Source organism: Aequorivita lipolytica (genome assembly GCF_007997135.1).
Lineage (GTDB): Bacteria > Bacteroidota > Bacteroidia > Flavobacteriales > Flavobacteriaceae > Aequorivita > Aequorivita lipolytica.
The window spans coordinates 289474-314443 of the sequence record NZ_VORU01000002.1 but is presented as its reverse complement, the minus strand read 5'-3'; the positions used below and the strand labels follow the sequence as shown (position 1 = coordinate 314443).

Below are 24970 nucleotides of genomic sequence, written 5' to 3'. Positions count from 1 at the left end.
TAAAAAGTGATTTTAAAATCATTTCATTAATTGAAGTGTCATCCGCTTAATCCTATCCGCCAGTTTTTCCGAAGACAATTTTTCCCGCAATCTATCTGTAATTATGGGGAAACTGAATGGCGTTGCTTTTTCGCACTGCTTCCAAATTATTTTTTGTGAATTTATGCGTTCCAAAGCCAATCGCAATCGTCCCTCTTCCAATTGATGTTCAAAGGTTTCGCGGTAGGCTTGAAGATACAAAAGATTGTCTGGCTCATAATCCCGAAAAACATCGAAAAGCAATTGGCTGTTACTTTGAAGGTGTTTCGTTTTAATTACTTTATTCGGATAACCTTGAAAAACCATTCCGCTAATAACAGCGATGTCTCGGAATTTTCGACGCGCCAGTTCGGTGGAATTCAAACTTTTTTGAAGGTCATCAAATAGATATTCCGCAGAGAAAAGATTGTTGTCCAAAACGGTTTGAATATCCAAAAATTGATCGCTCAACAGTTCAAAACCATAATCATTATAAGCCAAAGAAAAAGTAATTGGCGACAACAAACTGATTCTGTAGGCCAGCAAACTGCTCATCGCCTCGTGTACAAACCGCCCTTCAAAAGGGTAGAAAATAGAGTGATATCCTTCGCGTGTTTTAAACGTTTCAATCAGGAATTCGTTTTCTCCCGGAACAATGCTCTCCCGTTCCTGCCTATCAAAAATATGGCTCAATGCTTTTAATTCGGGCGTGTTTCGTTTATGGTCTGCTTCACTTTGCATTTCTTCTCGCAGAATTTTACTCATCTGCGAAGAAAGTGGCAAGCGTCCGCCCATAAAACTCACCACATTTGCCGTGCGTTTTTTAGATTTTCTAACCTGTGCCTGCATTTGCCGAAGACGGACCAATTCCAAAGTTCTTCCCGCAAAAACAAATGTATCTCCGGGTTTCATTTTGCTAATAAACCATTCTTCGATTGTACCAATAAAGCCTCCGGAAACATATTTTACTTGCATCATGGAATCGCTCACAATGGTGCCAATACTTAGTCTATGCATCATTGCAACTTGTTTGCTTTCCACTTTAAATAGCCCTTCTTCCGTAACTTCTACCTTTTTATATTCGTCGTAGGCTTGCAGACTTTGACTTCCCAAAGTGATAAAATTGAGGCACCAATTCCACTTTTCTTCAGTAATTCCCTGAAAACAGAAAGTACTTTTTATTTCGGGGAAAATTTCCTTTGGAAAAAATCCGTTGCTCACGGCAAGCGTGACTAAATATTGAATCAACACGTCGAAACTAAGCAAATACGGGATTCTATCTTCAACCACTTCATCTTTTACAGCTCGTTTTAAGGCAGAAGCTTCCAACAATTCCAAAGCATGAGTGGGCAAAAAATAAATAACCGAAGGCTCGCCGGGACGGTGATTGCTTCGTCCCGCACGTTGCAGGAATTTTGCAACTCCTTTCGGTGAGCCTATTTGAATTACCGTTTCCACAGGAGCAAAATCAACGCCTAAATCTAAACTTGAAGTGGCAACTACCGCCAATAATGACTCATTGCGGATAGCTTGTTCTACCCAAAGCCTCGTGTCCTTTGCAATGCTACCGTGATGCATCGCGATTTCACCAGCAAATTCGGGATGTTTTTCCAGTAATTTCTGAAACCAAATTTCGCACTGTCCGCGTGTATTTGTAAAAATAATAGTGGTTTTACTAGCTTTGATTATTGGAACAATTTCTTCTAAAAGATGCAGACCTAAATGTCCTCGCCACGGAAAAGTTTCCATTTTTTTAGGAATAATAGAGCGCACTTCAATTTTCGATTTTTGTTCCGATTTAATCAAAACTGACCCTTCGACTCCGCTCAGGGTGACATTTCGATTTACCCCCAAAAGTACGTCCATCGCTTCTTCAAGATTTCCTATAGTTGCCGAAATTCCCCAAATCCGAAGTTTTGGAGAAACGGTTTTTAAGCGGGAAAGTGCCAATTCCATTTGTACGCCGCGTTTACTTCCTAAAAGCTCGTGCCATTCGTCAACCACAATTGCAGTCAAGCTTTTGAAGGTTTTGTCATAATCTTTGGAAGCCAAAAGGAGCATCAGACTTTCGGGTGTAGTTATCAGCAAATCGGGCATTTGCCGTTTTTGCTTTGCACGATCGCTTTGCGAAGTATCGCCGGTTCGTATTCCCACGGTTAACCCCGTTCCCAAATCATCTGCAAAACGCTGTGCTGACTGTTGTATTTCTATGGAAAGCGCGCGTAATGGTGTTATCCAAATAGCTTTAATTCCTTTTGTATGTTTCGTTTTATAATTCGGGTTTTCCTTTAAATATTGAAGCACGATTGGAACCCACAGCGCGTAGGTTTTTCCACTTCCGGTTGGTGCGTTTAGTAGTCCGTGTTTGCCGTCGAGAAAGGCTTTCCAAGTTTTTTGTTGGAAGGGGAAGGCAGTCCAATTTTTGGATTCGAACCAAGAGGCAGCTATATCTGTAATGTGAGTATTATTCAATTTATTTTTTTGAGTTTATTGAAAATTAGGCCTTAACCACCCCGTCAGCAAAGCTGACACCCCTCCTTTAAAAGGAGGGGAACCTTACCTTCACCAAATTAAAAAAGCGAAGGTTTTTTTAGAGCTCCTTCCCTTTTAAAGGGAAGGTGGACAGCTTTGCTGGACGGAAGGGTTACGTGTTATTTTTAAAATGGTCCTTTATATCCTTCAACACCGAAGGCAATAAATCAAAAACCATTTTATTTTCAAAACGAATAACTGTAAATCCTAAATTTTCCAAATCTTTCTCTCGCTTTCTATCATATTCATCCGCGGTATTGTTTAAATGTACTTGCCCGTCAAGTTCCACAATCAATTTTTCTGAAGGACAGTAAAAGTCTACGATATAATGTTTAATACTGTGCTGCCTTCTAAATTTTCTACCTTCCAACTTTGAGCCTTTTAAAAAATTCCAAAGAAACGCCTCCGCGGAATTTGAATTGTTGCGGAGTGATTTCCTGTACACTTCCATTTCCTTTAGGTTGTGTATTTGTTTTTTCATAAATTAAATTTAATCAAAATTCTGCTATAACCACCCCGTCAGCAAAGCTGACACCCCTCCTTGAAAAAAGGACCACCCCGCCCTTCGGGCACCCCTCCTTGAAAAAAGGACCACCCCGCCCTTCGGGCACCCCTCCTTGAAAAAAGGAGGGGAACAGGTTACTTCGGAATTAGCGCTTTTAAATCATCCAAAGTATTCGCCTCTTCAATTGGTTTATCTTTTCGCCAACTTAAAATTCTTGGAAAACGTGTAGCAATTCCGCTTTTGTGACGACTGCTTTCAGCGATTCCTTCGAACGCGATTTCGAAAACGTGTTGCGGGGTTACGCTTCGCACTGGTCCGAATCGTTCTAAAGTATTTCGTTTAATCCACGCATCTACTTGTCTAAATTCAGCATCCGTCAAACCAGAATAGGCTTTTGCAAAAGTGACCAATTCGCCCTGTTCCCAAAGTGCGAAAGTGTAATCTGTGTAAAGATTGGCGCGTCTTCCATGGCCTCGCATTGCGTACGTTAAAACCGCATCAATGGTGAATGGATCGATTTTCCATTTCCACCAATCTCCTTTTTTTCTACCAACCAAATACGGAGAATCCTTTCTTTTCAACATCAAGCCCTCGCTGCGTTTTTCACGGGAAAGGTCGCGTTCGGCGGCGGCTTCTTCCCAAGTTTCAAAATTCATTGTTTCGCTTAAATAGATTCCTGTTTCTTCGGAATTAATTTTTTGAATTAATGAATCCAAAATCTCTCTTCTTTCTGAAAAAGGTTTTTGCCGAATATCCTCGCCTTGCCATTCCAGTAAATCGTATGCATTCAGAATTACCGGAGTTTTTTTCAAAAGCGCTTTTGAAATGTTCTTTCTTCCAATCCTCGTTTGAAGCGCATTGAAGTTGCCAATTTCTCCTTCGCCGAAAGGCAAAATCTCTCCATCGATTACAGTTCCATTAGGAATCTCAGAAAGAAAACGTTGGAACTCGGGATATTTATCAGTCACCAATTCTTCGCCGCGCGACCACACGAAAACCTCATCGTTTCGAATAATTACTTGGCTGCGAATTCCGTCCCATTTATGCTCAAAACTCCAATCTGAAATGGGTCCCAAATCTTCTTGAAAATTATCCTCAACGGCATACGCCAAATAAAATGGATAGGGTTTGCTGAGGTAATCTTCCTCATTATGTTCGAGAATCAGTTTTTTATAAGTGGTTTTCTCGGGCGTCCAATCGCCCATCAATTTATAGGCGAGAATGTCCTCGTCAATTCCCGTGGCTTTGGAAAGGGCGCGCGTCATCAACTTTTGACTTACTCCAATTCTAAAACTTCCCGTGAGAATTTTATTGAAAACGAAACGCTCAAAATAATTTAGCGCCAACCAATTGTCGTGCAGATATTTCTTTTTTTCTTCTTCAGGCAGCGTTCGCAGTTCAATAATTTCTGAAACAAATTCTGAAAGTGATTTCTCGGAATGTTCTTCGGAGGTTGGTAAAATAAGTGCAATTGTTTCCGCCAAATCGCCGACAATATGATAGCTTTCCTCAAAAAGCCAAAGCGGAATTCCACTGATTTCTGTTGCCCAAAGTCGAAGAAGTGTTGTGTTTACAGGTCGTTTCGGTCTTCGATGAGAAAGAATGGCGATGGTCCACAACTTATCTTCATCGTTAGCATTTTGAAAATACGCAGTGAGCGCTGCTACCTTTTCATTGGTTTTGTTGGTGCTGTCGAGCTTTTTTATGAGTTGGGCGAAATCTTTCATAAGCCCCCTTGCCCCCAAAGGGGGAATTTATTGTATGTTGAAATTTCAATCCTCATTTTCAATTTTCTGGTTGCTGAGCGAAGCCGAAGTATCAATTTCTGCACTTTCTTCTTCGTATTGGGTTTTTTCGGTTCGGGCATCGTAGCCTAATTCTTCCCTTAAATAGCGTGAAAAAATATCAGTATAACCGTGGGTGGCGATTACTTTTTCGCAGCCCGTAGCGTCAATTGCCGAAAGCAAACCTTCCCAATCGGCGTGGTCGCTCAAAACAAACCCGCGGTCGATTGCTCTTCTTCTTCGCGCGCCACGAAACGTCATCCAACCGCTGGCGGAAGCTGTTACGTAAGGCACAAACCTTCGGATCCAAGTGCTGCCGTGGGCGCTGGGCGGGGCAACTATTATGTTTCCTTTTATTTCTTCTTTTGAAGTATCTCTTGTAATCAAAGTAGTTTCAGGTAAACTGTACAACGGACGAACCACTTCTGTCATATTTTCAACCGCGCCGTGGGTATAAATTTTTCCGATGGAAGTATCTAAATGTTTCAATATTCGCTGCGCTTTTCCCAAACTGTAGCCAAAGAGAATCGAGGTTCTGCCATCGGCAATATTACTGGCCCACCATTCGTTTATATCTTTAAAAACTTCAGCTTGCGGTTCCCATTTAAAAGCGGGCAAACCGAATGTGCATTCCGTGATAAAGGTGTGGCATTTTACGGGTTCGTAAACTTCAGCCAAACCATCATCTTCGGTTTTGAAATCACCCGTGAAAACCCAAACTTCTCCTTTATACTCTACCCGAACCTGTGCTGAGGCAATAATATGCCCAGCGGGATGCAAGGAAAATTTCACTCCATTTATCTTGAATGTTTCATTCCAAGCTTTTCCGGTTACCGAAATTTCGCCCAAACGATGTTTGATTATAGGTACATTATTGGCGTGGGTAATATATTGTTTATGGCCCCAACGACTATGGTCTGCATGGCCATGTGTTATGATACATTTATCAACCGGCCGCCAAGCATCGATGTAAACGCCCGCTTTTTCGCAGTAAATTCCTTTTTCGTTAAAGACCAGCAATGGTTGATTCATGTATTTCTTTCAGAAGCAGTTTAAAAATAAGAAAAGGTAACTTCGCTACGCTCGTAATTAAGAAAAGTTTAGGGTGAATTACTTTTAAAAGGCTGTACAGAAAAAACATGAACAGATTGCTTCGCTTTGCTCGCAATTCGTTTTATATTTGTAGCATAAAACCAAATTATGTCATTTACAGATTTATTCGAAAGTGGGGAGCATTCCCGAAATTTAGGGCATTTTGCTTCTATTGCAAATATTGCTTCAGTTCATGGTGAAATAGGGGCAGAAGAGGAAAAAATGTTGAAACGCTTTGCCCGCAAACTTGACATTGACGAATCTGTATATTTAGAAGTGCTTAAAAATCCAGGCAAGTATCCAATCAACCCTCCTAATGATGCCGAAAGACGATTAGAACGTATTCACGATCTTTTTCAAATGATTTTTGTCGATCACGAAATTGACGACCACGAACGTTTTTTGATTGAAAGATATGCGATTGGTCTTGGCTACGACCTTGCAACAGCGCAACATTTAATTAAAAGATCTATTGAAATTTATAGTGGCGGACTTGATTTGGAAGATTACAGATATCTTTTAAACAAAAAATAAAAGCCCCCCAACCCCCGAAGGGGGAATTCCACTCTTATAAAAAACTAAAGCTCCTTTCGGAGCTTTTTTTATCGGGCTTGAGTAAGAGTTACCCCTTCGGGGGTTAGGGGGCTTGTTTCATAAATTCTTCAGCCTTTTCAACCATTTTAGTGCTTCCGCAGAAAAAGGGCACACGTTGGTGCAAACTTGTGGGTTGAATTTTTAAAATACTTTCAAAACCATTACTCGCTTTTCCGCCCGCCTGTTCGGCAATCATCGCCATTGGGTTGCATTCGTAAAGAAGACGAAGTTTTCCATTCGGATCTTTAGAAGTGTTTGGGTAGATGTAAATTCCACCTTTTATCATATTTCGATGAAAATCAGAAACCAAAGAACCTATGTATCGCGAAGTGTACGGACGGTCTTCTTCCTCTTTTTGGCAGTATTTTATATAATCTTTCACGCCCTGCGGAAAGTGAACATAGTTACCTTCATTTACAGAATAAATATTTCCGTTCTCTGGAAAGTGCATGTTTGGGTGTGAAAGATAATATGTTCCAATAGCAGGATTCAAGGTAAAACCATTTACTCCGTGGCCTGTTGTGTAAACAATCATGGTTGAAGTACCATAAACAATATATCCAGCTGCAACCTGATTGATGCCCGGCTGAAGAAAATCTTCAATGGTGACGGGAGTTCCGGAAGGTGTAATTCTTCTATAAATTGAAAAGATGGTCCCGACGGAAACATTTACATCAATGTTTGAAGAACCGTCTAAAGGATCTATCAAAACCACATATTTGTTATCGTTCTTTTCGTTTCTGCCTTTTATTGTAATGAAATTGTCTTCTTCTTCACTGGCAATTCCGCAAACAATTTCACGATTGGTAAGTGTATTAATAAAAACTTCATTTGCAAAAACATCCAGCTTTTGCTGGTCTTCACCCTGTATATTTGTATCACCGGCTGCGCCCAAAATATCAACCAATCCCGCTTTGTTCACTTTATGGTTTACTACTTTTGCCGCCAAACGGATAGAATTAATTAGCCGCGAAAGTTCTCCCGAAGAGTACTTGAATTCACTTTGGTTTTCAATTATAAACTCGCCGAGGGATTGATTTATTTTTGCCATGAGGTTGAAGTGGTTCCTGAATTTGAAGCAAATATCGGGATTTTTAAGAAATTGAACCGATATTTGTGAAGGGAAAACGAAACTGAAAACGAAATCGAAATCAAATCGAAGTTGAAGTTGAAGTTGAAGTTGAAGTTGAAGTTGAAAATAAAAATTACTATGAAAGTACGCAAAGCAACTAAGGAAGACATGCCGCAAGTTCTAGAACTTATAAAAGAACTTGCCATTTTTGAAAATGAACCCAATGCGGTTGAAGTTACCGTAACAGATTTGCAGAATGAAGGTTTTGGTGAAAATCCGCTCTTTACTTGTTTTGTTGCAGAACTGGACGCTTCGGCTTCGCTCAGCGACCAAAATTCGGATGAAATTGTTGGTGCTGCGTTGATTTATTATCGTTTTTCAACGTGGAAGGGACGCACGCTTCATTTAGAAGATTTAATTGTAAATGAAACCCATCGCGGCAAAGGAATTGGCGAGGCGCTATACAAACAGGTGATGCAGTTTGCTTATGACCGTGGATTAAAACGCGTTGCTTGGGATGTATTGGATTGGAACAAAGGAGCAATAAAATTTTACGAACGCAGTGGCGCAAATATTATGAAAGATTGGCGCGTAGTGCATATGGATGAAAAAGGACTAAAAAATTATATCAAAAAATAAATTGAGCCACGAATACACGTATAATTATTTATTCGTGTATTCGTGGCTCACAATGCTTGATTATGAAAATTTTCAAATTTGGTGGGGCATCCACAAAAGATGCCGAAAACGTAAAAAATGTTGTTTCAGTAATTAACCAAACTGGCGAAAAAGATTTGGTAGTTGTGGTTTCTGCAATGGGAAAGATTACAAATGCGCTGGAAGAAGTGGTAAATGATTATTTCGATGATAATGGAAATATAAAAGATTCTTTACGAATCGTTTACGATTTTCATTTTGAAATATTGAAGGGCCTCTTTCAGTCTAGTTCACATTCTTCTTTTGGTGAACTGGACAAAAGTTTTAAAGAGCTCAAGCATTTTTTGGAAACCAATAAATCTAAAAATCACGCTTTCGTTTACGACCAGGTGGTTTCTTATGGCGAAATTATTTCGTCAACAATCATTTCAGCCTATTTTTCAGAAATTGGTATAAAAAATACTTGGCTAGATGTGCGCCAATGCATAAAGACCGATGCCAACTACCGCGATGCAAATGTAGATTGGGAAAAAACGCAACAGAGGATTTTAGAAAGAGTAAGTGCGCAAGGAATTACCGTAACCCAAGGTTTTTTGGGTGCTGAAAACACTAATAATTTTACAACCACTTTGGGGCGGGAAGGGAGTGATTATACTGCCGCAATCTTCGCTTATTGTTTAAATGCCGAAAATGTTACTATTTGGAAAGATGTGCCTGGAGTTTTAAATGCAGATCCGCGTTATTTTACTAAGACGCAGCTTTACAACAATATTTCATACAGAGAAGCGATAGAACTTGCGTTTTACGGCGCATCGGTAATTCACCCAAAAACATTGCAACCCTTGCAGCGTAAAGAAATTCCGCTATTTGTAAAATCTTTTTTGAATCCAACGGCTCCTGGAACCTGCGTGGGCAAAGGCGTGTTGCTTGACCCATTTACATCTTCTTTTATTCTGAAAAAAGATCAAGTTTTGATTTCGCTCTCTTCGCTTGATTTTTCATTTATGATGGAAAACAATATAGGCGACGTATTTAAACTGCTTCACGAATACAAAATGAAGGTCAATCTTATTCAAAATTCTGCAATCAGTTTTTCAGTTTGTGTAGATAATAGATTTGGAAATTTAGAGCCTTTGCTTGCAAAACTTCGAGAAAACTTTAGTGTTAAGTGGAATGAAAACGTTTCATTATACACTATTCGCCATTTTAAAACCGCTGAGGTAAAGGCACTTGCTGAAAACAAAAACGTGCTTTTAAAACAGGAAAGCAAGGAGACTGTACAGTTGGTAATAAAGGAATAGTATCATTTGCTTTCCTTATATTTGCGGCATACAACCAACCTAAATATTTCATGGGATTAGTCAATGCAAAGGAAGTTGCAAAAGCAATAAACGTCGATAAATTCGGCTTTCTTGGTACTTTCATGGGCTGGTCGTTAATGAAAATTTTGAACATTACTACTCTCAACAAAATCTACAACAAAAACAAGCATCTGCATGATTTAGAATTTATAAATGCCCTTATTGAAGATTTTGAAATAAAATTTGAAATTCCCGAAGAAGATTTACGTCGTATCCCTAAAACAGGTGCTTTCATAACTATTTCAAACCATCCGCTTGGTGGAATTGACGGTATTTTATTACTGAAATTATTGTTGGAGCATCGCCCAGATTTCAAAATTGTTGCCAATTTCCTTTTGCACCGAATTGAACCCCTGAAACCTTACGTGATGCCCGTAAATCCTTTCGAGGATAGGAAAGACGTAAAATCAAGCATAAGCGGTTTTAAATCTTCGCTAAAGCATTTGCAGGAAGATCATCCTTTGGGTATTTTCCCCGCGGGAGAGGTTTCCACTTACAGAGACGGAAAACTTTTGGTTGACAAACCTTGGGAAGAAGCAGCGATGAAATTGGTGAAAAAGGCTGAAGTGCCCATAGTTCCAATATATTTTCACGCAAAAAACAGCAAGTTGTTTTACCGCTTGGCGAAGATGAGTGACAAGCTCCGAACTGCAAAACTGCCTTCAGAATTACTTACACAAAAAGAACGCCTTATAAAAGTGAGAATAGGAAATCCTATTTCGGTAGAAGACCAAAAGGAGCACGAGTCATTAGCTATGTTTACGGAATTTCTTCGGAAGAAAACGTATATGCTTTCCAATGCTTTTCAGAAGAAAAAATTATTGGATAGCATTCCAAAAACATTAAAATTTCCAAAGCCACCAAAGAAAATTGCTGGGCCTATACCGTTGAAAGCAATGGAAGCGGAAATTGAAAAGCTTCGCGAAAACGATAAGCGACTTCTTATAAGTAAAAATTACGAGGTGTTTTTGGCCGAGGCAAATTCAATTCCATACATTTTACAGGAAATTGGGCGACTTCGCGAAATTACCTTCCGGGAAGTGGGCGAAGGCACCAACAACAGCACCGACCTCGATAAATTTGATAGCTATTATCACCATATGTTTCTTTGGGACAACGATGCAAAGAAAATGGCAGGCGCTTATAGAATGGGCCTTGGTTCAGAAATTTTTCAGCGCTTTGGAATTGATGGTTTTTACTTGCAGGACCTTTTCCGTTTTGAGCCCGAACTTTACGAAATGATGAGCAAATCCATCGAGATGGGACGTGCTTTTATTATTAAAGAATACCAACTGCGACCAATGCCTCTATTCTTGCTTTGGAAAGGAATTGTACACACAACACTTCGCTACCCGGAGCATCGGTATTTAATTGGTGGGGTGAGTATCAGCAATAAATTTTCGGAATTCTCTAAAGGTTTGATGATAGAGTTTATGAAATCCAACTATTACGATCCGTATGTTGCGCAATACATAAACCCGAAAAAAGAATACAAGGTAAAACTGAAAGACGCTGACAAAGATTTCATCTTTGACGAAAGCGAGGCCGACCTCAACAAATTCGACAAAATAATTGACGAAGTAGAGCCTGGCAGTCTTCGTTTGCCAGTACTCATCAAAAAATATATTAAACAGAACGCAAAGGTTGTAGCCTTCAACGTAGATCCGCTCTTCAACAATGCCGTGGATGGGTTGATGTACATTCGTATTGCAGATTTGCCCGAAAGCACTGTAAAACCTGTGATGGAAGAATTTCAGGCTGAGCTTGAGAAAAAGTATTCAGACAAGAACGTTGAAAACGCCGATCTAGACACTCCAAATGAAAAAGTGAACCCAGATTAATTCATTTTAAAAACTGTTCCATTATGGCCGCTACAAATATTGATGAAGTTATAGCGCGATTGGACAGTATTGTTGAAACAGAATGCGCAAACAATTCGTGTATGGCGTATTTCCCTATTCTTTACCGAAAAGTTACCATTCGCATCAAAGAAGGTATTGTAAATCAAGAGTTTGAAAATAACCAGCGAATGGAGAAACTGGATGTGATTTTCGCGAACAGATATATTGATGCTTATGACCGTTCCGCATTTAATAAACCATTTACTAAAAGCTGGAAGAATGCTTTTGAAGCAGCAAAAACTGGGAAGTTGTTGATTATGCAACATCTGCTTTTAGGCATAAACGCACATATAAATCTAGACTTAGGAATTGCCGTTGCAGAAACCGTTGGAGACGATGGCGAATTGATGGATTTTGAAAACGATTTCAATAAAATCAATGCTATTTTGGGTTCGATGATCGCAAATGTGGAAGCTAAGATAATTTCAGTTTCACCCTTATTTGGATTACTTGATAAAATTGGAAAGGGCCGCGAGGACAAATTAGTTAGTTTCAGTATAAATATTGCAAGGGACGGTGCTTGGCTCTTTGCAAATCAATATCATATTTCACCCAATAAAGTAAACGAGTTAAATAGCCGAGATGCTGTTATAGCTATACTTGCCGAAAAATTAATAACCCAAAAAAGTTGGCTGCTGAAATATTTGGTGAAAACAATTTATATCTTTGAAAAGAAAGATGTGCCGCAAATAGTTGCCGTGCTTAAAAGTTAAAAAAAAGCCTTTGAAAAAATTCAAAGGCCTTTTTGTTTTTAGAACCATCCTTTTTTTCCTACTTGATAGGTTTGGTAGAATTCCTCATCGCTTTTTGTGAGGTAAATTATTCCTTCTATAAGCGGAATAATACCACCGATACCGCAGGTGACAATCGTTATAACTATTTGTATGATTCCTTCTTGAGTATATCCAAGAATAAATTTATGAATTCCCAAAGAACCGATGACAATAGCTAAAATTCCAGCAAGAATTTTTTTATTTTCTTGTCCGTGGGTTGTTTGATTCCAACCTTCTCTAAATTCATTGGCACTATTTCTAGCCTCTTGTTCAAAAGAATTATCCGTATTTTTTTTTGTGCTATCGTAGCCTGAGTTTTGTTGTTCTTCCATTGTATAATATGTTGGTTTTTAAGTTGTATTAAATGTATAAAAATTTAGACGAATGAATTGTCCACCGCTTGCCAAAGTTCAATTTTATTTCCTTCGGGGTCGAGGATCCAGCCAAATTTTCCGTAATCATAAGACTCCATATCTCCTACAATCGTTACACCTTCTTCTTTTAAAAGTTTCATTAATTCTTCTTGGTTTTCAACACGATAGTTAATCATGAATTCCTTTTCGCTCGGTGAAAAATATTCGGTATCAGATTTAAACGGGCTCCATTGCGTAGCACAATTTTTGCCATTTTCGTCCTGCCAATTGAAAGTACACCCGTAATCATCCGTATTAAATCCCAAATGGTTTTTGTACCATTCCCTAGTTTTACCGGGATCTTTTGTTTTGAAGAAAATGCCACCAATACCTGTTACTCTATTTTTCATTGTATTGATTTTTGAAATTTTTAATTATTTTTTCAGCAATCACTTTTGCAAGTTTTTCTTTGCTTTCCAAAGTCCATCCAGCAATGTGCGGACTTAAAATCACATTGTTCATCGCAAACAATTCCTTCAAGGATTTTGGAAGATTATCAGAATCAAAAAGTGTTTCAAAGGAAAGTTTTTCAAACTCCATAACGTCCAATCCAGCTCCCAAAATTTTGCCTGATTTTAAGGCAGAAACTAAATCATCTGTGACCACACTTTTACCGCGGGCAGTATTAATTAGCCAAAATGGCTTTGAAAATCCAGCTATAAATTCAGCGTTTACCATTTTATCGGTATTTGGGGTCCAAGGTGTGTGAAGGCTCAAAACATCTACTTTTTGCTGAAGTTCTTTTAAAGTAACTTGTTTGGCATTTTCATCACCCACATTTTCTTTTATGTCATAACAAATAACTTCACAATCAAAACCTTTTAGTTTTTTGGCGAACGCTTTACCCATATTACCATAACCGATTATTCCAACGGTTTTTCCGTCTAGTTCTATCCCGCGGTTGGGCTCACGATTCCAAAGGCCGCTTTTAACCTCTCTGTCGGCTTTATTTAAATTGTTGAATAGCGAAAGAAGCATTCCCAAGGCATGTTCACCTACGGCGTTTCTATTGCCTTCGGGCGCAGCTACTAATTTGATTTCAAGTTTTTCAGCATAATCTGTATCGATGCTTTCCAAACCAGCGCCTACACGGGCTATGAATTTCAGGTTTTTTGCAACATCTAGAAATTGTTTGTCAATATTGAAACGGCTTCGGATAACAATACCATCGTAAGTTGAAATGATTTCTTCCACTTCAGATTTAGAAGATTTATAGTTTTCTTTATTTGAAAACCCAGCTTCCTCTAACATTTTCAACAATAAAGGATGGTTGCTATCGAGGTGAAGGATTTTCATTTTTTAGATTTTGAGATATTCGGCAACGGTCTTTTCCGATGTTACATTTCCAGTATGTTTTGTGGAAAGTTTTTCAAAAAGAAGCACGTGAACTTCTTCTCCATTTTGGGTTTTTGGACAATGCTCTACACCTTTGGGAACTACAATTATTTCACCTTCTTTTACAATTTCAACTTTATCCCCGCCTCCTCCATTGGCTTCGGTGGGCGAAGTGCGGAAATGCATTTCCAAAGTACCTTTTTGCACAAAAAACAGCTCGTCTTCTTCCTCGTGTTTGTGCCAAACAAATTCATCTTTCAACTTTGCCAAAAGTACTTGCATATTGTCCACAACTGCAATTTGATGCGGATGCCACTGTTCTTTGAAAGTTAAAAACTTATTTTTGAGATTGATGGTTTTCATAACTATTCGTGCGAATTTGGATTTGCCTGCGGATATGGAATCATTTCCTTTTGCGAAAGATTTATTATTTTATAATAATTCTTTTTCCCGCTGAACCAATATTCCACCACTGCTTGATTATTTTCCAATTCAAAAGGGAATGTTTTAGATGGCGTGTTTTGAGCTTCTTTTATTGGATCGGAATCCATGATTATGTCGCGTTGCTGCTCATTTTTGAGATAACCAACAAATTGTTTCGGCTCGTTTACATTCCCTTTTGCTTCAAGAATTTGCTTTTTGAAATAAATATTCTGAATAACAACATTGGGGTCAATTTCACTGAATGTAATGTGCACATTTGTACCAGAGCCACCTTCCTTTACACCGGCAACCCAGTTTTGGTAATATGCTTCGGCAATTTTAAATGGTGGATTTTGTTCAAAGGACATTTTCGAGCCAACCGTTGTAGCCCCGCCACAATTGGAAAAACTCAGAATCAGAATAGGCAATGTCAAAATAATAGCTATTGTTTTCATCTTTTTTATCATTCTCGAAATTTACGAATAATATGGAACAATAAACCTGACAGGTTAGATTGCTTCGTGCCTCGCAATGACACTGTCAGGTTTGAATATAATTACAATTTAAAACCGAGACCCAAAAATACCGCAATCCCATCTGCAGCATCAACATTCAAGGTAATATTTCTGGCATTGAAATAAGGCAACAGTAGTTTTAAATACAGTTTATCGCCAATTCTGTAATGCGCTCCGGGACCAATGTTGTAAATCGTTAATGCACTGTTTTCAATACAACCCTGCGTTTGGTCCTCAAATCCAAAACCATAGCCGGCTTGGGCAAAAACGTTCAATTTTTCTTTATTTATAAAGTAATAATGTATGGAGGGAACAAAACCATAGGAATGAATTGTAACACCGCTGTTATTCTTTATTAAAGTATTGTTTGAAGTGAAAAAGCTTCCAGACAGGGAAACTTTATTTGAAACGAAAAATTCAAAACTAGCAAGTCCCAAAGCCCCAAAATCGTCTTCATTGTAGGTGGTTGTTGGATAGGGTGAGAGCACCACCGAAAGGATCATTTCCGCCTTCTGGTTTTGGGCTAGAACGCTAAAGGAAAGAATAAAAGCAATTATAAAGAAGAAGTTTCTCATTTGTTCAAAATTTCAATGAAGATAAATAAATTTTGAACCAAAAAAAAAGCCTTCCGCAAAACGAAAGGCTTTTAAAATAAAATCTATAAATGTTATCCCGCCAACGCTTCTGCACCTCCAACAATCTCAAGGATTTCATTGGTAATTGAAGCTTGACGCGCTTTGTTGTATTTTAATTTCAGATCATCGCGAAGCTCGGTTGCATTATCTGTTGCTTTATGCATCGCAGTCATACGTGCGCCGTGTTCACTTGCCACACTATCGCGGAGTGCCTTAAATAATTGTGTCTTTAAGCTTTTCGGAATTAGCGCCTCAATAATTTCTTCTTTTGAAGGTTCGAAAATGTAGAATGTCTCGGTAGTTTTTGCTTCTTGGCCATCAATTAATTTTGGAGGCAAAATTGGCAAAAACTGCTCTGTCATTACTACTTGCGTAGCGGCGTTTTTGAAATTGTTATAAACAACAATAATTTTGTCATATTTCCCTTCAGAAAAAAGAAGCATCAGTTTTTCTGCGATTTCTGAAGTATTTTCAAAAGAAAGATCATCAAAAATAGCATTGTTATTTTCGAGAATAGTTCCACTCTTTTTCAGAATATCATTACCCTTTTTCCCAAGGGTCATAAAATCTACCTGTTTGCCTGCGTAGGTATTTGCAGCCAAATTGCGAGCTTGTTTTATAATATTACTATTGAAAGCTCCCGCCAAACCACGGTTACTGGTAATGGCAACCACCAAAATTTTGTTTGCTTCGCGTTGTTCAGAATACTTACTTCCAGCATCTTCATCCAGCGTAGCACTTAGATTTTGTAAAAGTTCGGTAAGTTTTTCAGAATAGGGACGCATTGCGGTAATGGCATCCTGCGCCTTTTTCAACTTAGCAGCAGAAACCATTTTCATGGCACTGGTAATCTGCATCGTTGAACTGACGGACGATATTCTGTTTCTAATTTCCTTTAAATTGGCCATACTTCTTTAGAATTGAGAAATGAGTATTGAGTATTGAGAATACATCTCAATACTCAATACTAAAATCTAACTACTTTTTATATTTCGCTGAAAGATCTGCTGCCACAGCCGTCATCACATCAATTGCGTCATCGGTAAGTTTACCTGCCTTCAAATCGTTAAGTGTATCTCTGTGCTTTACGTTTAGCATTTCTAGGTAATCTCTTTCAAATTCCTTAATCTTATCTACAGGAACGTTACGCATTAGGTTTTTAGAACCTGCATAGATAACTGCAATTTGATCTTCAACCGTGTACGGATCGTTTTCAGATTGTTTTAATATCTCTACGTTACGTCTTCCTTTTTCAATTACATTCAAAGTTGCAGCATCGAGATCTGAACCGAATTTTGAAAAGGCTTCCAATTCACGGAAAGCTGCTTGATCCAGTTTCAAGGTACCTGCTACTTTTTTCATCGATTTAATCTGTGCGTTTCCACCCACGCGCGATACCGAAATACCTACGTTAATTGCTGGACGAACACCCGCGTTGAACAAATCTCCATCCAAGAAAATCTGACCATCTGTAATCGAAATTACGTTTGTTGGAATATAAGCCGAAACGTCGCCCGCCTGTGTCTCAATAATAGGAAGTGCAGTTAACGAACCTCCTCCTTTTACCATTCCTTTTAAAGATTCAGGAATATTGTTCATTTCTCTTGCAATATCATCATCATCAATAATCTTTGCCGCACGCTCCAATAAACGGGAGTGAAGATAAAATACATCTCCAGGATATGCCTCACGCCCTGGTGGACGACGCAAAAGAAGCGAAATTTCACGATATGCTACCGCCTGTTTAGAAAGATCATCAAAAACAATTAACGCCGGACGACCTGTGTCACGGAAAAATTCACCAATAGCTGCCCCAGCAAACGGAGCGTAAACCTGCATAGGCGCAGGATCTGAGGCGTTTGCAGCAACAATGGTTGTATAGGCCATTGCACCTTTTTCTTCCAAAACGTTAGCAATGTTCGCAACAGTTGAAGCTTTTTGCCCAATCGCCACATAGATACAATATACAGGCTCACCCGCATCGTAAAATTCTTTTTGATTCAAAATGGTATCGATACAAACGGTAGATTTACCTGTTTGACGGTCACCAATTACAAGTTCACGTTGGCCACGGCCCACGGGAATCATTGCATCGATAGATTTAATACCTGTTTGAAGTGGCTCGGTTACTGGCTGACGATAAATAACTCCGGGTGCTTTACGCTCCAAAGGCATTTCATAAGTTTCACCTGTAATAGGACCTTTACCATCTATAGGCTGGCCCAATGTGTTTACCACACGGCCAACAATACCTTCACCTACTTCAAGCGAAGCGATACGTTGGGTGCGTTTTACGGTTGAACCTTCTTTAATACCTTTTGAAGGTCCTAAAAGCACGATACCTACGTTATCCTCCTCAAGGTTCAATACAATACCTTCAAGACCGCTATCGAAGGCTACCAATTCGCCGTACTGGGCGTTTGAAAGTCCGTATGCACGAACAATACCGTCACCCACGGTTAAAACAGTTCCTACTTCATCCAGGGAAGCAGTTGCTTCAAAGCCTGTAAGTTGTTGCTTTAATATTGCTGATACTTCAGCTGGTTTTACTTCTGCCATTTTGATTTTAGATTTTAGACGTTAGATTTCAGAATTCATCCAAAACTTCCCATCATACTATAACTTGACTTATTATTTGTAGTCCGTAGCTTACGCGAAGGACTATATTGATTTACTGAATTCTCTTTTTAAATTTCCTAATTGGTTCGCGATGCTCGCATTGTATTGAATATCGCCAGAACGAAGGATAAAACCACCAATTATTGCTGGGTCAACTTCGTTGGTAAGCGTTACTTTTTGGCTTCCTGTCAATTCCTTTACTTTGGCCATTACTTTGTCTTCTAATTCTGAAGTAAGTGGTACAGCCGTAATTACAGTGGCTACTTTTACGCCTTGGTCGTCATTGTAAAGATCGATATAGCTTTTTGCTACATTTCCCAACAACGAAGTACGTTTATTAGCTACCAAAATTCTGATTAGCGAATGCGTAGTATTTGATTGTTCACTAAAAATCTTTAACAAAGCCTCTTTTTTATCATTGGCTTTTATTACCGGACTTTGAAGCACTGATTGCAATTCGCGGCTGTCTTCAATAGTTTTGTAAACAGATTGCATATCGCCAAACAAAACAGCTTCTGTGTTGTCTTCGTTTGCCTTCTGCAAAATTGCTTTTGCGTATCGTATCGCTGCTCTGCTCATCGAAAATTAGTTTAGTTTGGCGTCTCCCAACATTTCATTTACGAGCTTCATTTGCTTATCGCTGTCAGAAAGTTCGTGTTTCACTACTTTCTCTGCAATTTCCAAAGAAAGGCTTGCTACTTGTTGTTTCAATTCTGCAATTGCCGACTTCTTTTCACTTTCAATAGCAGCTTGCGCGTTGGCGACGATTTTGTCTCCTTCCTCTTTTGCTTCTTCTTTGGCGTCTGCAATCATTTTTGTTTTTATCTCGCGTGCTTCTTTCATCATTGCTTCGCGCTCTGCACGGGCTTCCTGCAGTAATTTTTCATTGTCTGCCTGAAGGTTTTGCATTTCAAGTTTCGCCTTTTCTGCAGCATCCAATGCCCCTTGGATACCTTCTTCTCTTTCATTCAAAGAATTCAAGATAGGTTTCCATGCAAATTTTACCATTAAGAAAATAAGCACTATTAAAATGACTGTTTGCATTATAAACAGTCCTGGAGAAAAATCATTTATTAATTGATCCATAATTATGAATATTACCCTGAGGGAAAAGTTTTTTTATTATTCGTTTTCTTAAAAAAAATTCACTTCCTGCAACCAACCGTTACAGGAAAGTGAATTTTGGCTGTTTTTTTGGATTACTTTCCTAAGAAAAGAGCACCAAAAGCTAAACCTTCTAAAAGCGCCGCAATGATAATCATCGCAGTTTGGATCTTACCAGTAGCTTCTGGTTGACGAGCAATACCTTCCATTGCAGCACCACCAATTTTACCTAGACCAATACCTGCACCGATTACGATTAAACCTGCACCTACTAAATTTGGAACATAAGTTACCATTTCTTCCATAATAAAAATGTATATAAATAATTAAACAAAAATTCTACTTAAATAAAATCTGCACGAACGTCTTCAGCATCGGATAACTCGTGTGTGCCATCAGAATCGTGTTCATGATCGTGCTCTGCTACAGCCATTCCAATAAATAATGCTGAAAGCATTGTGAAAATATATGCTTGTAAGAAAGCTACCAAAAGCTCTATTACAGTTATGAATAATGCTAAAACAAAAGATAAAGTTGTTGAACCAAAAACTGTCATTTCAGACTTTAAGGTTATCATAATTGCTACAAGGCTCATTACTATAATGTGACCTGCAGAAATGTTTGCGAATAGTCGAACCAACAAAGAGAAAGGTTTAATTACAAACGCACCAAGCAACTCTATTAAAGCCAAAACTGGACGAATTAAAATTGGTACACCGGGCATCCATATCATGTGGATCCAATAATCCCTATTTCCGCTAACGGTATAAATAATAAGGGTGAAAATAGCAAGAGCAGCTGTAACTGCTATCTGGCCAGTTACGTTAAATCCAAGAGGAGTTAAGCCCAAAATATTCAAGAACCATATAAAGAAAAACACGGTCATTAAATATCCTGTAAATTTTCTATATTTTTTTTCGCCTATATTCGGTTTTGCAATTTCGTCTCTAACATATATAACTAGTGGCTCCAAAACACGACCAAAACCTTTTGGGATACTTCTTTTTTTATATTGTCTTGCCAATGATGAGAACCACCATAGCATTAAAAGTCCTATCACTAAAATTCCAAAAACACTTTTTGAAATAGAAAGATCCAATGGTCTTGAAGCATTTACCGGGTGTTTATCTGCATCAAATGCCACCTCAGAGGCGCCATTTTCCAGTTCATAAATCTTACTGTGGTAGTTTACAAAGCGACTGCCATTCTTTTCTACAACAACTTTTCCCTCCGTATCGTGATGAAACTCAGAAGACATAAAAGTTGTGATTCCATCTCTTCCATATAAAATAACCGGAAGCGGAAAACCAACATGAACACGCTCGCCAGCGTCATTTGTATAAGACACCAAATGAAAATCATGTGCGTCTTTGATGTGATGTTGAATGTACTCTTTAATTTCGTTTTCGGTATTTATTCTCTCATCGCCCTGAGAAGCATTGTCACTGCCCTCGTTAGCAAAACCATTGAGCGTCAATAAGAAACTAAATAGGAGTCCGAAAAATTTAATAGAATAAAATGATATTTTCATTGTTTCTTTTGAAAAAATAATACCCGTTTAATTTGGGCGCAAAAATAATGAATTTCTAACTAAAATACCCACAACAAATGCATATTTATATTTTAGTTATTTCTATTCAGAATTTTTACGATAATTACAACTTCCAAAAAGAGAAAAATAAAGATTGGAATTAACAACGAAAGACTGTCTAACTTAGACAGCACAAGGCTTGAAATAAGTATACTGCTAAAGAACGCAGAAAATAAAATTACTTTCAAAACCATGGCGCCCAAATATAAAAACCCCAATTGGTCACGATATTTTTGAGATTTTTGAGAAATTATTTCAAATGAAGCACAAAGAATTAAGGTAGTGATGCCTTGAAATAGGTAAATTTTCCAAAGTTTAAAGGGGTGTGTAATTTCAAAATAATTTAAGATAGTGCTGTGAAGGGTATAACCTATTACTAAAACTAAACAACAAAGTATTGCGTAGCGGAATATTTTTTTTTGAAGCATCTACTTATTAATTTTATTTACGCCCTTTATAACGCTATAAATAGAAATAAAGATAGCTAGAATGGTAATTGTAGGTTCTAAAAAAGATTTATTGAAGATGGTATCTAACCATTTTCCCATTAAGTTTCCGAGAAAAATTATAAGTCCCATTTGTATGCCTATGCCCGAGAGTGCAACCCACTTATTACCTCCATTCTTTTTTTCGTCATTCATAACTAAAGAAGAAGTGTTATTCAGATTCTGGGTGTTCTACGGCTGCTTTCTTAATCCGCTGCTGTCGATCAAAAGGATGCACTTTGGAATTATCTGAAGTAGATTGAGTTTCGGCAGTTGTGGTTTTTGGTTTTCCATCCTGCATAACGCAAGAGGCATTCATAGTAGCTCCTGGCTCAACAGCCAACTTACCTACAGTAACGTCTCCTTCTATTATCGCTGTGGATCTTAAAGACAACGTTCCAGAAACTTGAAGATTGCCTTCAAATCTGCCTTCAATATCTGCATTTTCACAAGTAAGTGTTCCTATTATAACACCTGTTTTTCCCAAAACTACTTTGGATGGTGTTTTTACATTGCCTTCAACAGTACCATCAATCCTAAAAAAACCAGTTGAGGAAACATCACCTTTTAGCTTGGTGCCTTCGTTGATTCTATTTTGGGCAGAGCCTGGTTCGGCTGCAATTCGCTTTTCTTTTTTGTCTGAAAACATAGCAGTTGGTTTAAAGGTTACTATTCTGTTATTCGGTTATTATGAGCTGTTACTTAATTATATCTTTCATTAAATAATCATCCAAGTTTTTATGGATCTGAACAATTTTATAATTTGGTGTTGCGATCTCGAAGAAAGGATGCTTTATTTTATATTCTTTCTTTTCTTTCAATATATCACCAAAATCAATGGCTCCCATTTTAGTATTCAATCCATGAACAATTACAAGTTTGGTCTGTGGGTCGTAGAAATCAATAGAGGTCACCATATTTGTATAGCGGTAATCTTCAATAGCCTTATCAAGTTTTTCTTTTAGTTGTTGTGCTGCTTCTGCTTCTTCATTGCTGAATTTATACACAAGTTTCCAACTATTTGTTTCTTCTTCTGGAACAAAATCTTTTACGGCAAGAAGCGGTAATGTATTGCTGTAAATTAGTTGCGCCTGCTTACCTTCTTCGCTGCTGGGATAATTTAGGGAAACGAAATTCAACGCTTTTTTATATGCTTCAAAGCCTTGCTGGCGACCGATGGCGGTGGCTTTAAGTAATTCAAATTTTGGAACAATATCATTCCCATTATAGACCATTATAAAATTGTCAGACTTTTCAATAACATCCGCATATTTTGCAGCTTCAAACTCTTTATATAGTTGTTTGTACTTAAACTCTGGGCTGGATTCGTCCGTGGGCAATTGAGAATTTGGATTACGGAGTATTTCGGCGTAACGTGTCTCAGCGTGATTGGTCAATACATCATTTTTGTATCTATCTGCAGCCGAGGGATCTTCCAAGATTTCATAAATCTTAACCAAATTGTATTTTGCAGGAACTACCAATCGCTCTTCGGGATTGTAGGTGAGTAGTTTTTCAAGTCTGTTTATGGCAAGATTGTATTCTTTGAATTTTTCTTTATAAATTAACCCTAATTGGTAATAGGCAAAGTTTCTGTCCTTCGCCAAACTGTCAATTACTTTTTGCTCCGTTGGAATCTTTGCAATATATGTTTGCGGCTTGTAAAGTTCATTTTCTGCGATGGGTGCAATAGCAACAACCTCATCATCCTCTTGAATTAAAGAAGTTCTTTTACTTGAAAGTCTCCAGTAGTCTTCCAACTTTCTGTCTCCCCAAATTTTTCTGAATTCTCCTTTACCATAAGCTACGGTAGAAGTATTGTAGAAATAGAAGGTGCTTCCCTTATTTGGCCCTGAAGCAGTTTTGCCTTTTTCATAAAATTCTTTGTTTGCAATTTTAGCTTCAATTTTAATGGCTTCCAAGGAATCCTTTATTGCCTGCTCTTTCAAACGCGAAGTATAATCTGTGAAAAATGCAAGCTGTTCAGATTCGCTCATATTCGTCAGTTTTAGAATACTGTCGTTTGTTGTTGCAATGTCTTCGTATTTTATAACATCGTCAAGATTTTCACGTTTTTTCTTCATCCGGCGCCACTGGCGGCTGTTTTCTTGAAGAAATGTGAGCGTGCTATCGTAATAGGCGCCCGCATTTTTATACTCTGCGGCGTCAAAATTGATTAATGCTAGTGTTTGGTAATTAACGGACTGCAATATTCTGTCCTGCTTGAAAGCTTTAATAGACTTATTATAGTATTTAACCGCAGTTTCCGTGCTATCGCTGTTGTAGTAATAATCTCCAAATTGATTGTAGATTTTATCTAAGAACGGACGGTTTTCACGATTTTTTTCTAGGTCTTGCAACAGTTCCAAAAATGCTGTGCGATCTCCCTTTTCATAATCAAAGTTTTTTCCCTTTTCCAAATACGCATTGATTAAATAGGCTCTGGAGGTTTTGCGGTTCATTTCAATCACCTCATCAAAAGCGATGTTGGCGCTGTCCTTTTCATTCAAACGGTTGTAAAGCTGCCCTTTTATAAATGTGTATCTACCCTTCAGCTCTTTATCTTTTATGTTTTCGGTAGCAATTTTAATATACTCAAGTGCGGGTTGTAAAGAATCTAAATTGATAAAAGCCTGTGTCATCATAGCAGCTCCCTCAGCCATTTCTTCATCTTCAAGTTCGGCTTGATCAAACATTTTTTTGAGGGTTTCTATTGCGTATTCCTCATTTTTTAAACGAATGTTGGTTTTTGCTTTCCAAACCTTGGCAACGTTAATGTTGTTGCTGGTTGGATATCGATCCAAAATAAAATTAAACGCGTCCAATGCAGGAATAAAGCGACCGTCATAATAGCGTGCTTTCCCCAATAACATATAAGCTTCGTCAGTTTGTGGGTTGTATTCTTTCCCGTCTATATACATGGAATGTTTCTGGATTGCCTTTGCGGCTTTTTCCTCGGCGCGATTAAAACCTCCGCCGCCACTTTTATTGGCTCCGGGAGCTTTTATTTCTGCTTCCTCAATATCAATGCGCTCTACCGGAAGTATTTCCCAAAAATTATCGCGAAATCCGTAAGCCAGTTGTTCCTTGGCATCCGTAAAAGCCACATCGCCATTGTACAACGTGTTATATTCCGTGGTAAGAGCGTGAACGTTACGGTTTAAAAAGGTGTTTTTTTTACGGGAACAGGCTGCCATAAAAACAACAGCCAGAATAAATAAAGTAATTTTATATGTGCCTTTCATCTATATTTTATATTCTATTATTGAAAGATGGAATTCGCCGTTCCACATTTTTGTATTTTATGAAAAGATAAGTTCTGGCTCATTTCAAAATGCTTTCAGTTTATATGATATTGTAACTTAAAAGGTTCTAGTTTAGTATGTAGAATCACTAAAGAGCGGTAAAAATACATTTCTTTTTAATATCTGCTGGAATATTCATTGAAAAATTGAACTAGAGTCAATTGTTTAAGGAATCTCAGGAGTCAAATAAAAAGATCCCGATATTCATCGGGATAGTTGACTGTCTATTTTTTATTCGTTGCAAAAAGCAACTTTA

At 38.2% G+C, this 24970-nt stretch carries 26 protein-coding genes; 5 read left to right on the top strand and 21 right to left on the bottom strand.

Annotation, left to right across the window (positions count from 1 at the left end):
* Positions 1 to 18: 18 nt before the first annotated feature.
* The 4 genes from ESV24_RS03955 to ESV24_RS03940 all read right to left on the bottom strand — a co-directional run bounded on the left by ESV24_RS03955 (position 19) and on the right by ESV24_RS03940 (position 5871).
* Positions 19 to 2490 carry a ligase-associated DNA damage response DEXH box helicase gene (locus tag ESV24_RS03955; RefSeq protein WP_111815365.1) on the bottom strand — a complete coding sequence of 824 codons (2472 nt, stop codon included), beginning with the start codon at positions 2488 to 2490 and terminating at the stop codon, positions 19 to 21.
* A 172-nt stretch (positions 2491 to 2662) separates the two neighbouring features.
* Positions 2663 to 3031: an endonuclease domain-containing protein gene (locus tag ESV24_RS03950; protein ID WP_111815364.1), complete on the bottom strand. Its 369-nt coding sequence runs from the start codon at positions 3029 to 3031 to the stop codon at positions 2663 to 2665.
* A gap of 158 nt (positions 3032 to 3189) precedes the next feature.
* Positions 3190 to 4782: an ATP-dependent DNA ligase gene (locus tag ESV24_RS03945; protein ID WP_111815363.1), complete on the bottom strand. Its 1593-nt coding sequence runs from the start codon at positions 4780 to 4782 to the stop codon at positions 3190 to 3192.
* Positions 4783 to 4827: 45 nt separating this feature from the next.
* Positions 4828 to 5871, bottom strand: a complete 1044-nt coding sequence (locus ESV24_RS03940; RefSeq protein WP_111815362.1) for a ligase-associated DNA damage response exonuclease — start codon at positions 5869 to 5871, stop codon at positions 4828 to 4830.
* A 168-nt stretch (positions 5872 to 6039) separates the two neighbouring features.
* Here ESV24_RS03940 and ESV24_RS03935 point away from each other — a divergent pair, with 168 nt between their 5' ends.
* A complete protein-coding gene (locus ESV24_RS03935; RefSeq protein WP_111815361.1) occupies positions 6040 to 6465 on the top strand; it encodes a tellurite resistance TerB family protein in 426 nt (141 codons plus the stop codon).
* A 103-nt stretch (positions 6466 to 6568) separates the two neighbouring features.
* Here the strand turns inward: ESV24_RS03935 and fbp are convergent, their stop codons facing one another.
* Positions 6569 to 7576 (bottom strand): class 1 fructose-bisphosphatase, encoded by a 1008-nt coding sequence (fbp, locus tag ESV24_RS03930; RefSeq protein ID WP_111815360.1) that lies wholly within the window; start codon positions 7574 to 7576, stop codon positions 6569 to 6571.
* Between the two features lie 159 nt (positions 7577 to 7735).
* Here fbp and ESV24_RS03925 point away from each other — a divergent pair, with 159 nt between their 5' ends.
* From ESV24_RS03925 to ESV24_RS03910, 4 genes are all read left to right on the top strand, one after another.
* Positions 7736 to 8236, top strand: a complete 501-nt coding sequence (locus ESV24_RS03925; RefSeq protein ID WP_111815359.1) for a GNAT family N-acetyltransferase — start codon at positions 7736 to 7738, stop codon at positions 8234 to 8236.
* Positions 8237 to 8298: 62 nt separating this feature from the next.
* Positions 8299 to 9555, top strand: coding sequence for an aspartate kinase (locus ESV24_RS03920; RefSeq protein WP_111815358.1), 1257 nt, complete (start codon positions 8299 to 8301; stop codon positions 9553 to 9555).
* 50 nt (positions 9556 to 9605) lie between these two features.
* Positions 9606 to 11456, top strand: coding sequence for a GNAT family N-acyltransferase (locus ESV24_RS03915; RefSeq protein ID WP_111815357.1), 1851 nt, complete (start codon positions 9606 to 9608; stop codon positions 11454 to 11456).
* A gap of 23 nt (positions 11457 to 11479) precedes the next feature.
* Entirely contained in the window at positions 11480 to 12229 is a 750-nt protein-coding gene (locus tag ESV24_RS03910) for a DUF5995 family protein (RefSeq protein WP_111815356.1), read from the top strand.
* Between the two features lie 38 nt (positions 12230 to 12267).
* Here ESV24_RS03910 and ESV24_RS03905 read toward each other — a convergent pair whose 3' ends face one another.
* The 16 genes from ESV24_RS03905 to porW form a co-directional block, all read right to left on the bottom strand.
* Positions 12268 to 12621, bottom strand: coding sequence for a TM2 domain-containing protein (locus ESV24_RS03905; RefSeq protein WP_111815355.1), 354 nt, complete (start codon positions 12619 to 12621; stop codon positions 12268 to 12270).
* 44 nt (positions 12622 to 12665) lie between these two features.
* Positions 12666 to 13052 carry a VOC family protein gene (locus ESV24_RS03900; RefSeq protein ID WP_111815354.1) on the bottom strand — a complete coding sequence of 129 codons (387 nt, stop codon included), beginning with the start codon at positions 13050 to 13052 and terminating at the stop codon, positions 12666 to 12668.
* Positions 13042 to 13998, bottom strand: coding sequence for a 2-hydroxyacid dehydrogenase (locus ESV24_RS03895; protein ID WP_111815353.1), 957 nt, complete (start codon positions 13996 to 13998; stop codon positions 13042 to 13044). Before ESV24_RS03895 ends, ESV24_RS03900 begins: the two co-directional genes overlap by 11 nt.
* 3 nt (positions 13999 to 14001) lie before the next feature.
* Positions 14002 to 14400: a cupin domain-containing protein gene (locus ESV24_RS03890; RefSeq protein WP_111815352.1), complete on the bottom strand. Its 399-nt coding sequence runs from the start codon at positions 14398 to 14400 to the stop codon at positions 14002 to 14004.
* A 2-nt stretch (positions 14401 to 14402) separates the two neighbouring features.
* Positions 14403 to 14915 (bottom strand): hypothetical protein, encoded by a 513-nt coding sequence (locus ESV24_RS03885; protein WP_146743141.1) that lies wholly within the window; start codon positions 14913 to 14915, stop codon positions 14403 to 14405.
* A gap of 101 nt (positions 14916 to 15016) precedes the next feature.
* A complete protein-coding gene (locus tag ESV24_RS03880; RefSeq protein ID WP_111815350.1) occupies positions 15017 to 15550 on the bottom strand; it encodes a hypothetical protein in 534 nt (177 codons plus the stop codon).
* 92 nt (positions 15551 to 15642) lie between these two features.
* On the bottom strand, positions 15643 to 16518 hold the full coding sequence (atpG, locus tag ESV24_RS03875; protein ID WP_111815349.1) for an ATP synthase F1 subunit gamma: 876 nt from the start codon (positions 16516 to 16518) through the stop codon (positions 15643 to 15645).
* 70 nt (positions 16519 to 16588) lie between these two features.
* Positions 16589 to 18169 carry a F0F1 ATP synthase subunit alpha gene (gene atpA / locus ESV24_RS03870; RefSeq protein ID WP_111815348.1) on the bottom strand — a complete coding sequence of 527 codons (1581 nt, stop codon included), beginning with the start codon at positions 18167 to 18169 and terminating at the stop codon, positions 16589 to 16591.
* 102 nt (positions 18170 to 18271) lie between these two features.
* Positions 18272 to 18808: an ATP synthase F1 subunit delta gene (gene atpH / locus ESV24_RS03865; RefSeq protein ID WP_111815347.1), complete on the bottom strand. Its 537-nt coding sequence runs from the start codon at positions 18806 to 18808 to the stop codon at positions 18272 to 18274.
* 6 nt (positions 18809 to 18814) lie between these two features.
* A complete protein-coding gene (locus ESV24_RS03860) occupies positions 18815 to 19315 on the bottom strand; it encodes a F0F1 ATP synthase subunit B (RefSeq protein WP_111815346.1) in 501 nt (166 codons plus the stop codon).
* 113 nt (positions 19316 to 19428) lie between these two features.
* A complete protein-coding gene (gene atpE / locus ESV24_RS03855; protein WP_111815511.1) occupies positions 19429 to 19629 on the bottom strand; it encodes an ATP synthase F0 subunit C in 201 nt (66 codons plus the stop codon).
* Between the two features lie 47 nt (positions 19630 to 19676).
* Positions 19677 to 20864, bottom strand: a complete 1188-nt coding sequence (atpB, locus tag ESV24_RS03850; protein ID WP_111815345.1) for a F0F1 ATP synthase subunit A — start codon at positions 20862 to 20864, stop codon at positions 19677 to 19679.
* Between the two features lie 92 nt (positions 20865 to 20956).
* Positions 20957 to 21352 carry a DUF6168 family protein gene (locus ESV24_RS03845; protein WP_111815344.1) on the bottom strand — a complete coding sequence of 132 codons (396 nt, stop codon included), beginning with the start codon at positions 21350 to 21352 and terminating at the stop codon, positions 20957 to 20959.
* Positions 21353 to 21565: an AtpZ/AtpI family protein gene (locus ESV24_RS15575; RefSeq protein ID WP_111815343.1), complete on the bottom strand. Its 213-nt coding sequence runs from the start codon at positions 21563 to 21565 to the stop codon at positions 21353 to 21355.
* A gap of 16 nt (positions 21566 to 21581) precedes the next feature.
* Positions 21582 to 22058, bottom strand: coding sequence for a bactofilin family protein (locus tag ESV24_RS03835; RefSeq protein ID WP_111815342.1), 477 nt, complete (start codon positions 22056 to 22058; stop codon positions 21582 to 21584).
* 49 nt (positions 22059 to 22107) lie between these two features.
* Positions 22108 to 24654 carry a type IX secretion system periplasmic lipoprotein PorW/SprE gene (porW, locus tag ESV24_RS03830; RefSeq protein ID WP_111815341.1) on the bottom strand — a complete coding sequence of 849 codons (2547 nt, stop codon included), beginning with the start codon at positions 24652 to 24654 and terminating at the stop codon, positions 22108 to 22110.
* Positions 24655 to 24970: the final 316 nt, after the last annotated feature.

Coding starts and splice junctions, on each gene's coding strand:
- ESV24_RS03950 (WP_111815364.1), bottom strand. CDS start 3,031: ATGAAAAAACAAATACACAACCTAAAGGAAATGGAAGTGTACAGGAAA.
- ESV24_RS03945 (WP_111815363.1), bottom strand. CDS start 4,782: ATGAAAGATTTCGCCCAACTCATAAAAAAGCTCGACAGCACCAACAAA.
- ESV24_RS03940 (WP_111815362.1), bottom strand. CDS start 5,871: ATGAATCAACCATTGCTGGTCTTTAACGAAAAAGGAATTTACTGCGAA.
- ESV24_RS03935 (WP_111815361.1), top strand. CDS start 6,040: ATGTCATTTACAGATTTATTCGAAAGTGGGGAGCATTCCCGAAATTTA.
- fbp (WP_111815360.1), bottom strand. CDS start 7,576: ATGGCAAAAATAAATCAATCCCTCGGCGAGTTTATAATTGAAAACCAA.
- ESV24_RS03925 (WP_111815359.1), top strand. CDS start 7,736: ATGAAAGTACGCAAAGCAACTAAGGAAGACATGCCGCAAGTTCTAGAA.
- ESV24_RS03920 (WP_111815358.1), top strand. CDS start 8,299: ATGAAAATTTTCAAATTTGGTGGGGCATCCACAAAAGATGCCGAAAAC.
- ESV24_RS03915 (WP_111815357.1), top strand. CDS start 9,606: ATGGGATTAGTCAATGCAAAGGAAGTTGCAAAAGCAATAAACGTCGAT.
- ESV24_RS03910 (WP_111815356.1), top strand. CDS start 11,480: ATGGCCGCTACAAATATTGATGAAGTTATAGCGCGATTGGACAGTATT.
- ESV24_RS03905 (WP_111815355.1), bottom strand. CDS start 12,621: ATGGAAGAACAACAAAACTCAGGCTACGATAGCACAAAAAAAAATACG.
- ESV24_RS03900 (WP_111815354.1), bottom strand. CDS start 13,052: ATGAAAAATAGAGTAACAGGTATTGGTGGCATTTTCTTCAAAACAAAA.
- ESV24_RS03895 (WP_111815353.1), bottom strand. CDS start 13,998: ATGAAAATCCTTCACCTCGATAGCAACCATCCTTTATTGTTGAAAATG.
- ESV24_RS03890 (WP_111815352.1), bottom strand. CDS start 14,400: ATGAAAACCATCAATCTCAAAAATAAGTTTTTAACTTTCAAAGAACAG.
- ESV24_RS03885 (WP_146743141.1), bottom strand. CDS start 14,915: ATGAAAACAATAGCTATTATTTTGACATTGCCTATTCTGATTCTGAGT.
- ESV24_RS03880 (WP_111815350.1), bottom strand. CDS start 15,550: ATGAGAAACTTCTTCTTTATAATTGCTTTTATTCTTTCCTTTAGCGTT.
- atpG (WP_111815349.1), bottom strand. CDS start 16,518: ATGGCCAATTTAAAGGAAATTAGAAACAGAATATCGTCCGTCAGTTCA.
- atpA (WP_111815348.1), bottom strand. CDS start 18,169: ATGGCAGAAGTAAAACCAGCTGAAGTATCAGCAATATTAAAGCAACAA.
- atpH (WP_111815347.1), bottom strand. CDS start 18,808: ATGAGCAGAGCAGCGATACGATACGCAAAAGCAATTTTGCAGAAGGCA.
- ESV24_RS03860 (WP_111815346.1), bottom strand. CDS start 19,315: ATGGATCAATTAATAAATGATTTTTCTCCAGGACTGTTTATAATGCAA.
- atpE (WP_111815511.1), bottom strand. CDS start 19,629: ATGGTAACTTATGTTCCAAATTTAGTAGGTGCAGGTTTAATCGTAATC.
- atpB (WP_111815345.1), bottom strand. CDS start 20,864: ATGAAAATATCATTTTATTCTATTAAATTTTTCGGACTCCTATTTAGT.
- ESV24_RS03845 (WP_111815344.1), bottom strand. CDS start 21,352: ATGCTTCAAAAAAAAATATTCCGCTACGCAATACTTTGTTGTTTAGTT.
- ESV24_RS15575 (WP_111815343.1), bottom strand. CDS start 21,565: ATGAATGACGAAAAAAAGAATGGAGGTAATAAGTGGGTTGCACTCTCG.
- ESV24_RS03835 (WP_111815342.1), bottom strand. CDS start 22,058: ATGTTTTCAGACAAAAAAGAAAAGCGAATTGCAGCCGAACCAGGCTCT.
- porW (WP_111815341.1), bottom strand. CDS start 24,654: ATGAAAGGCACATATAAAATTACTTTATTTATTCTGGCTGTTGTTTTT.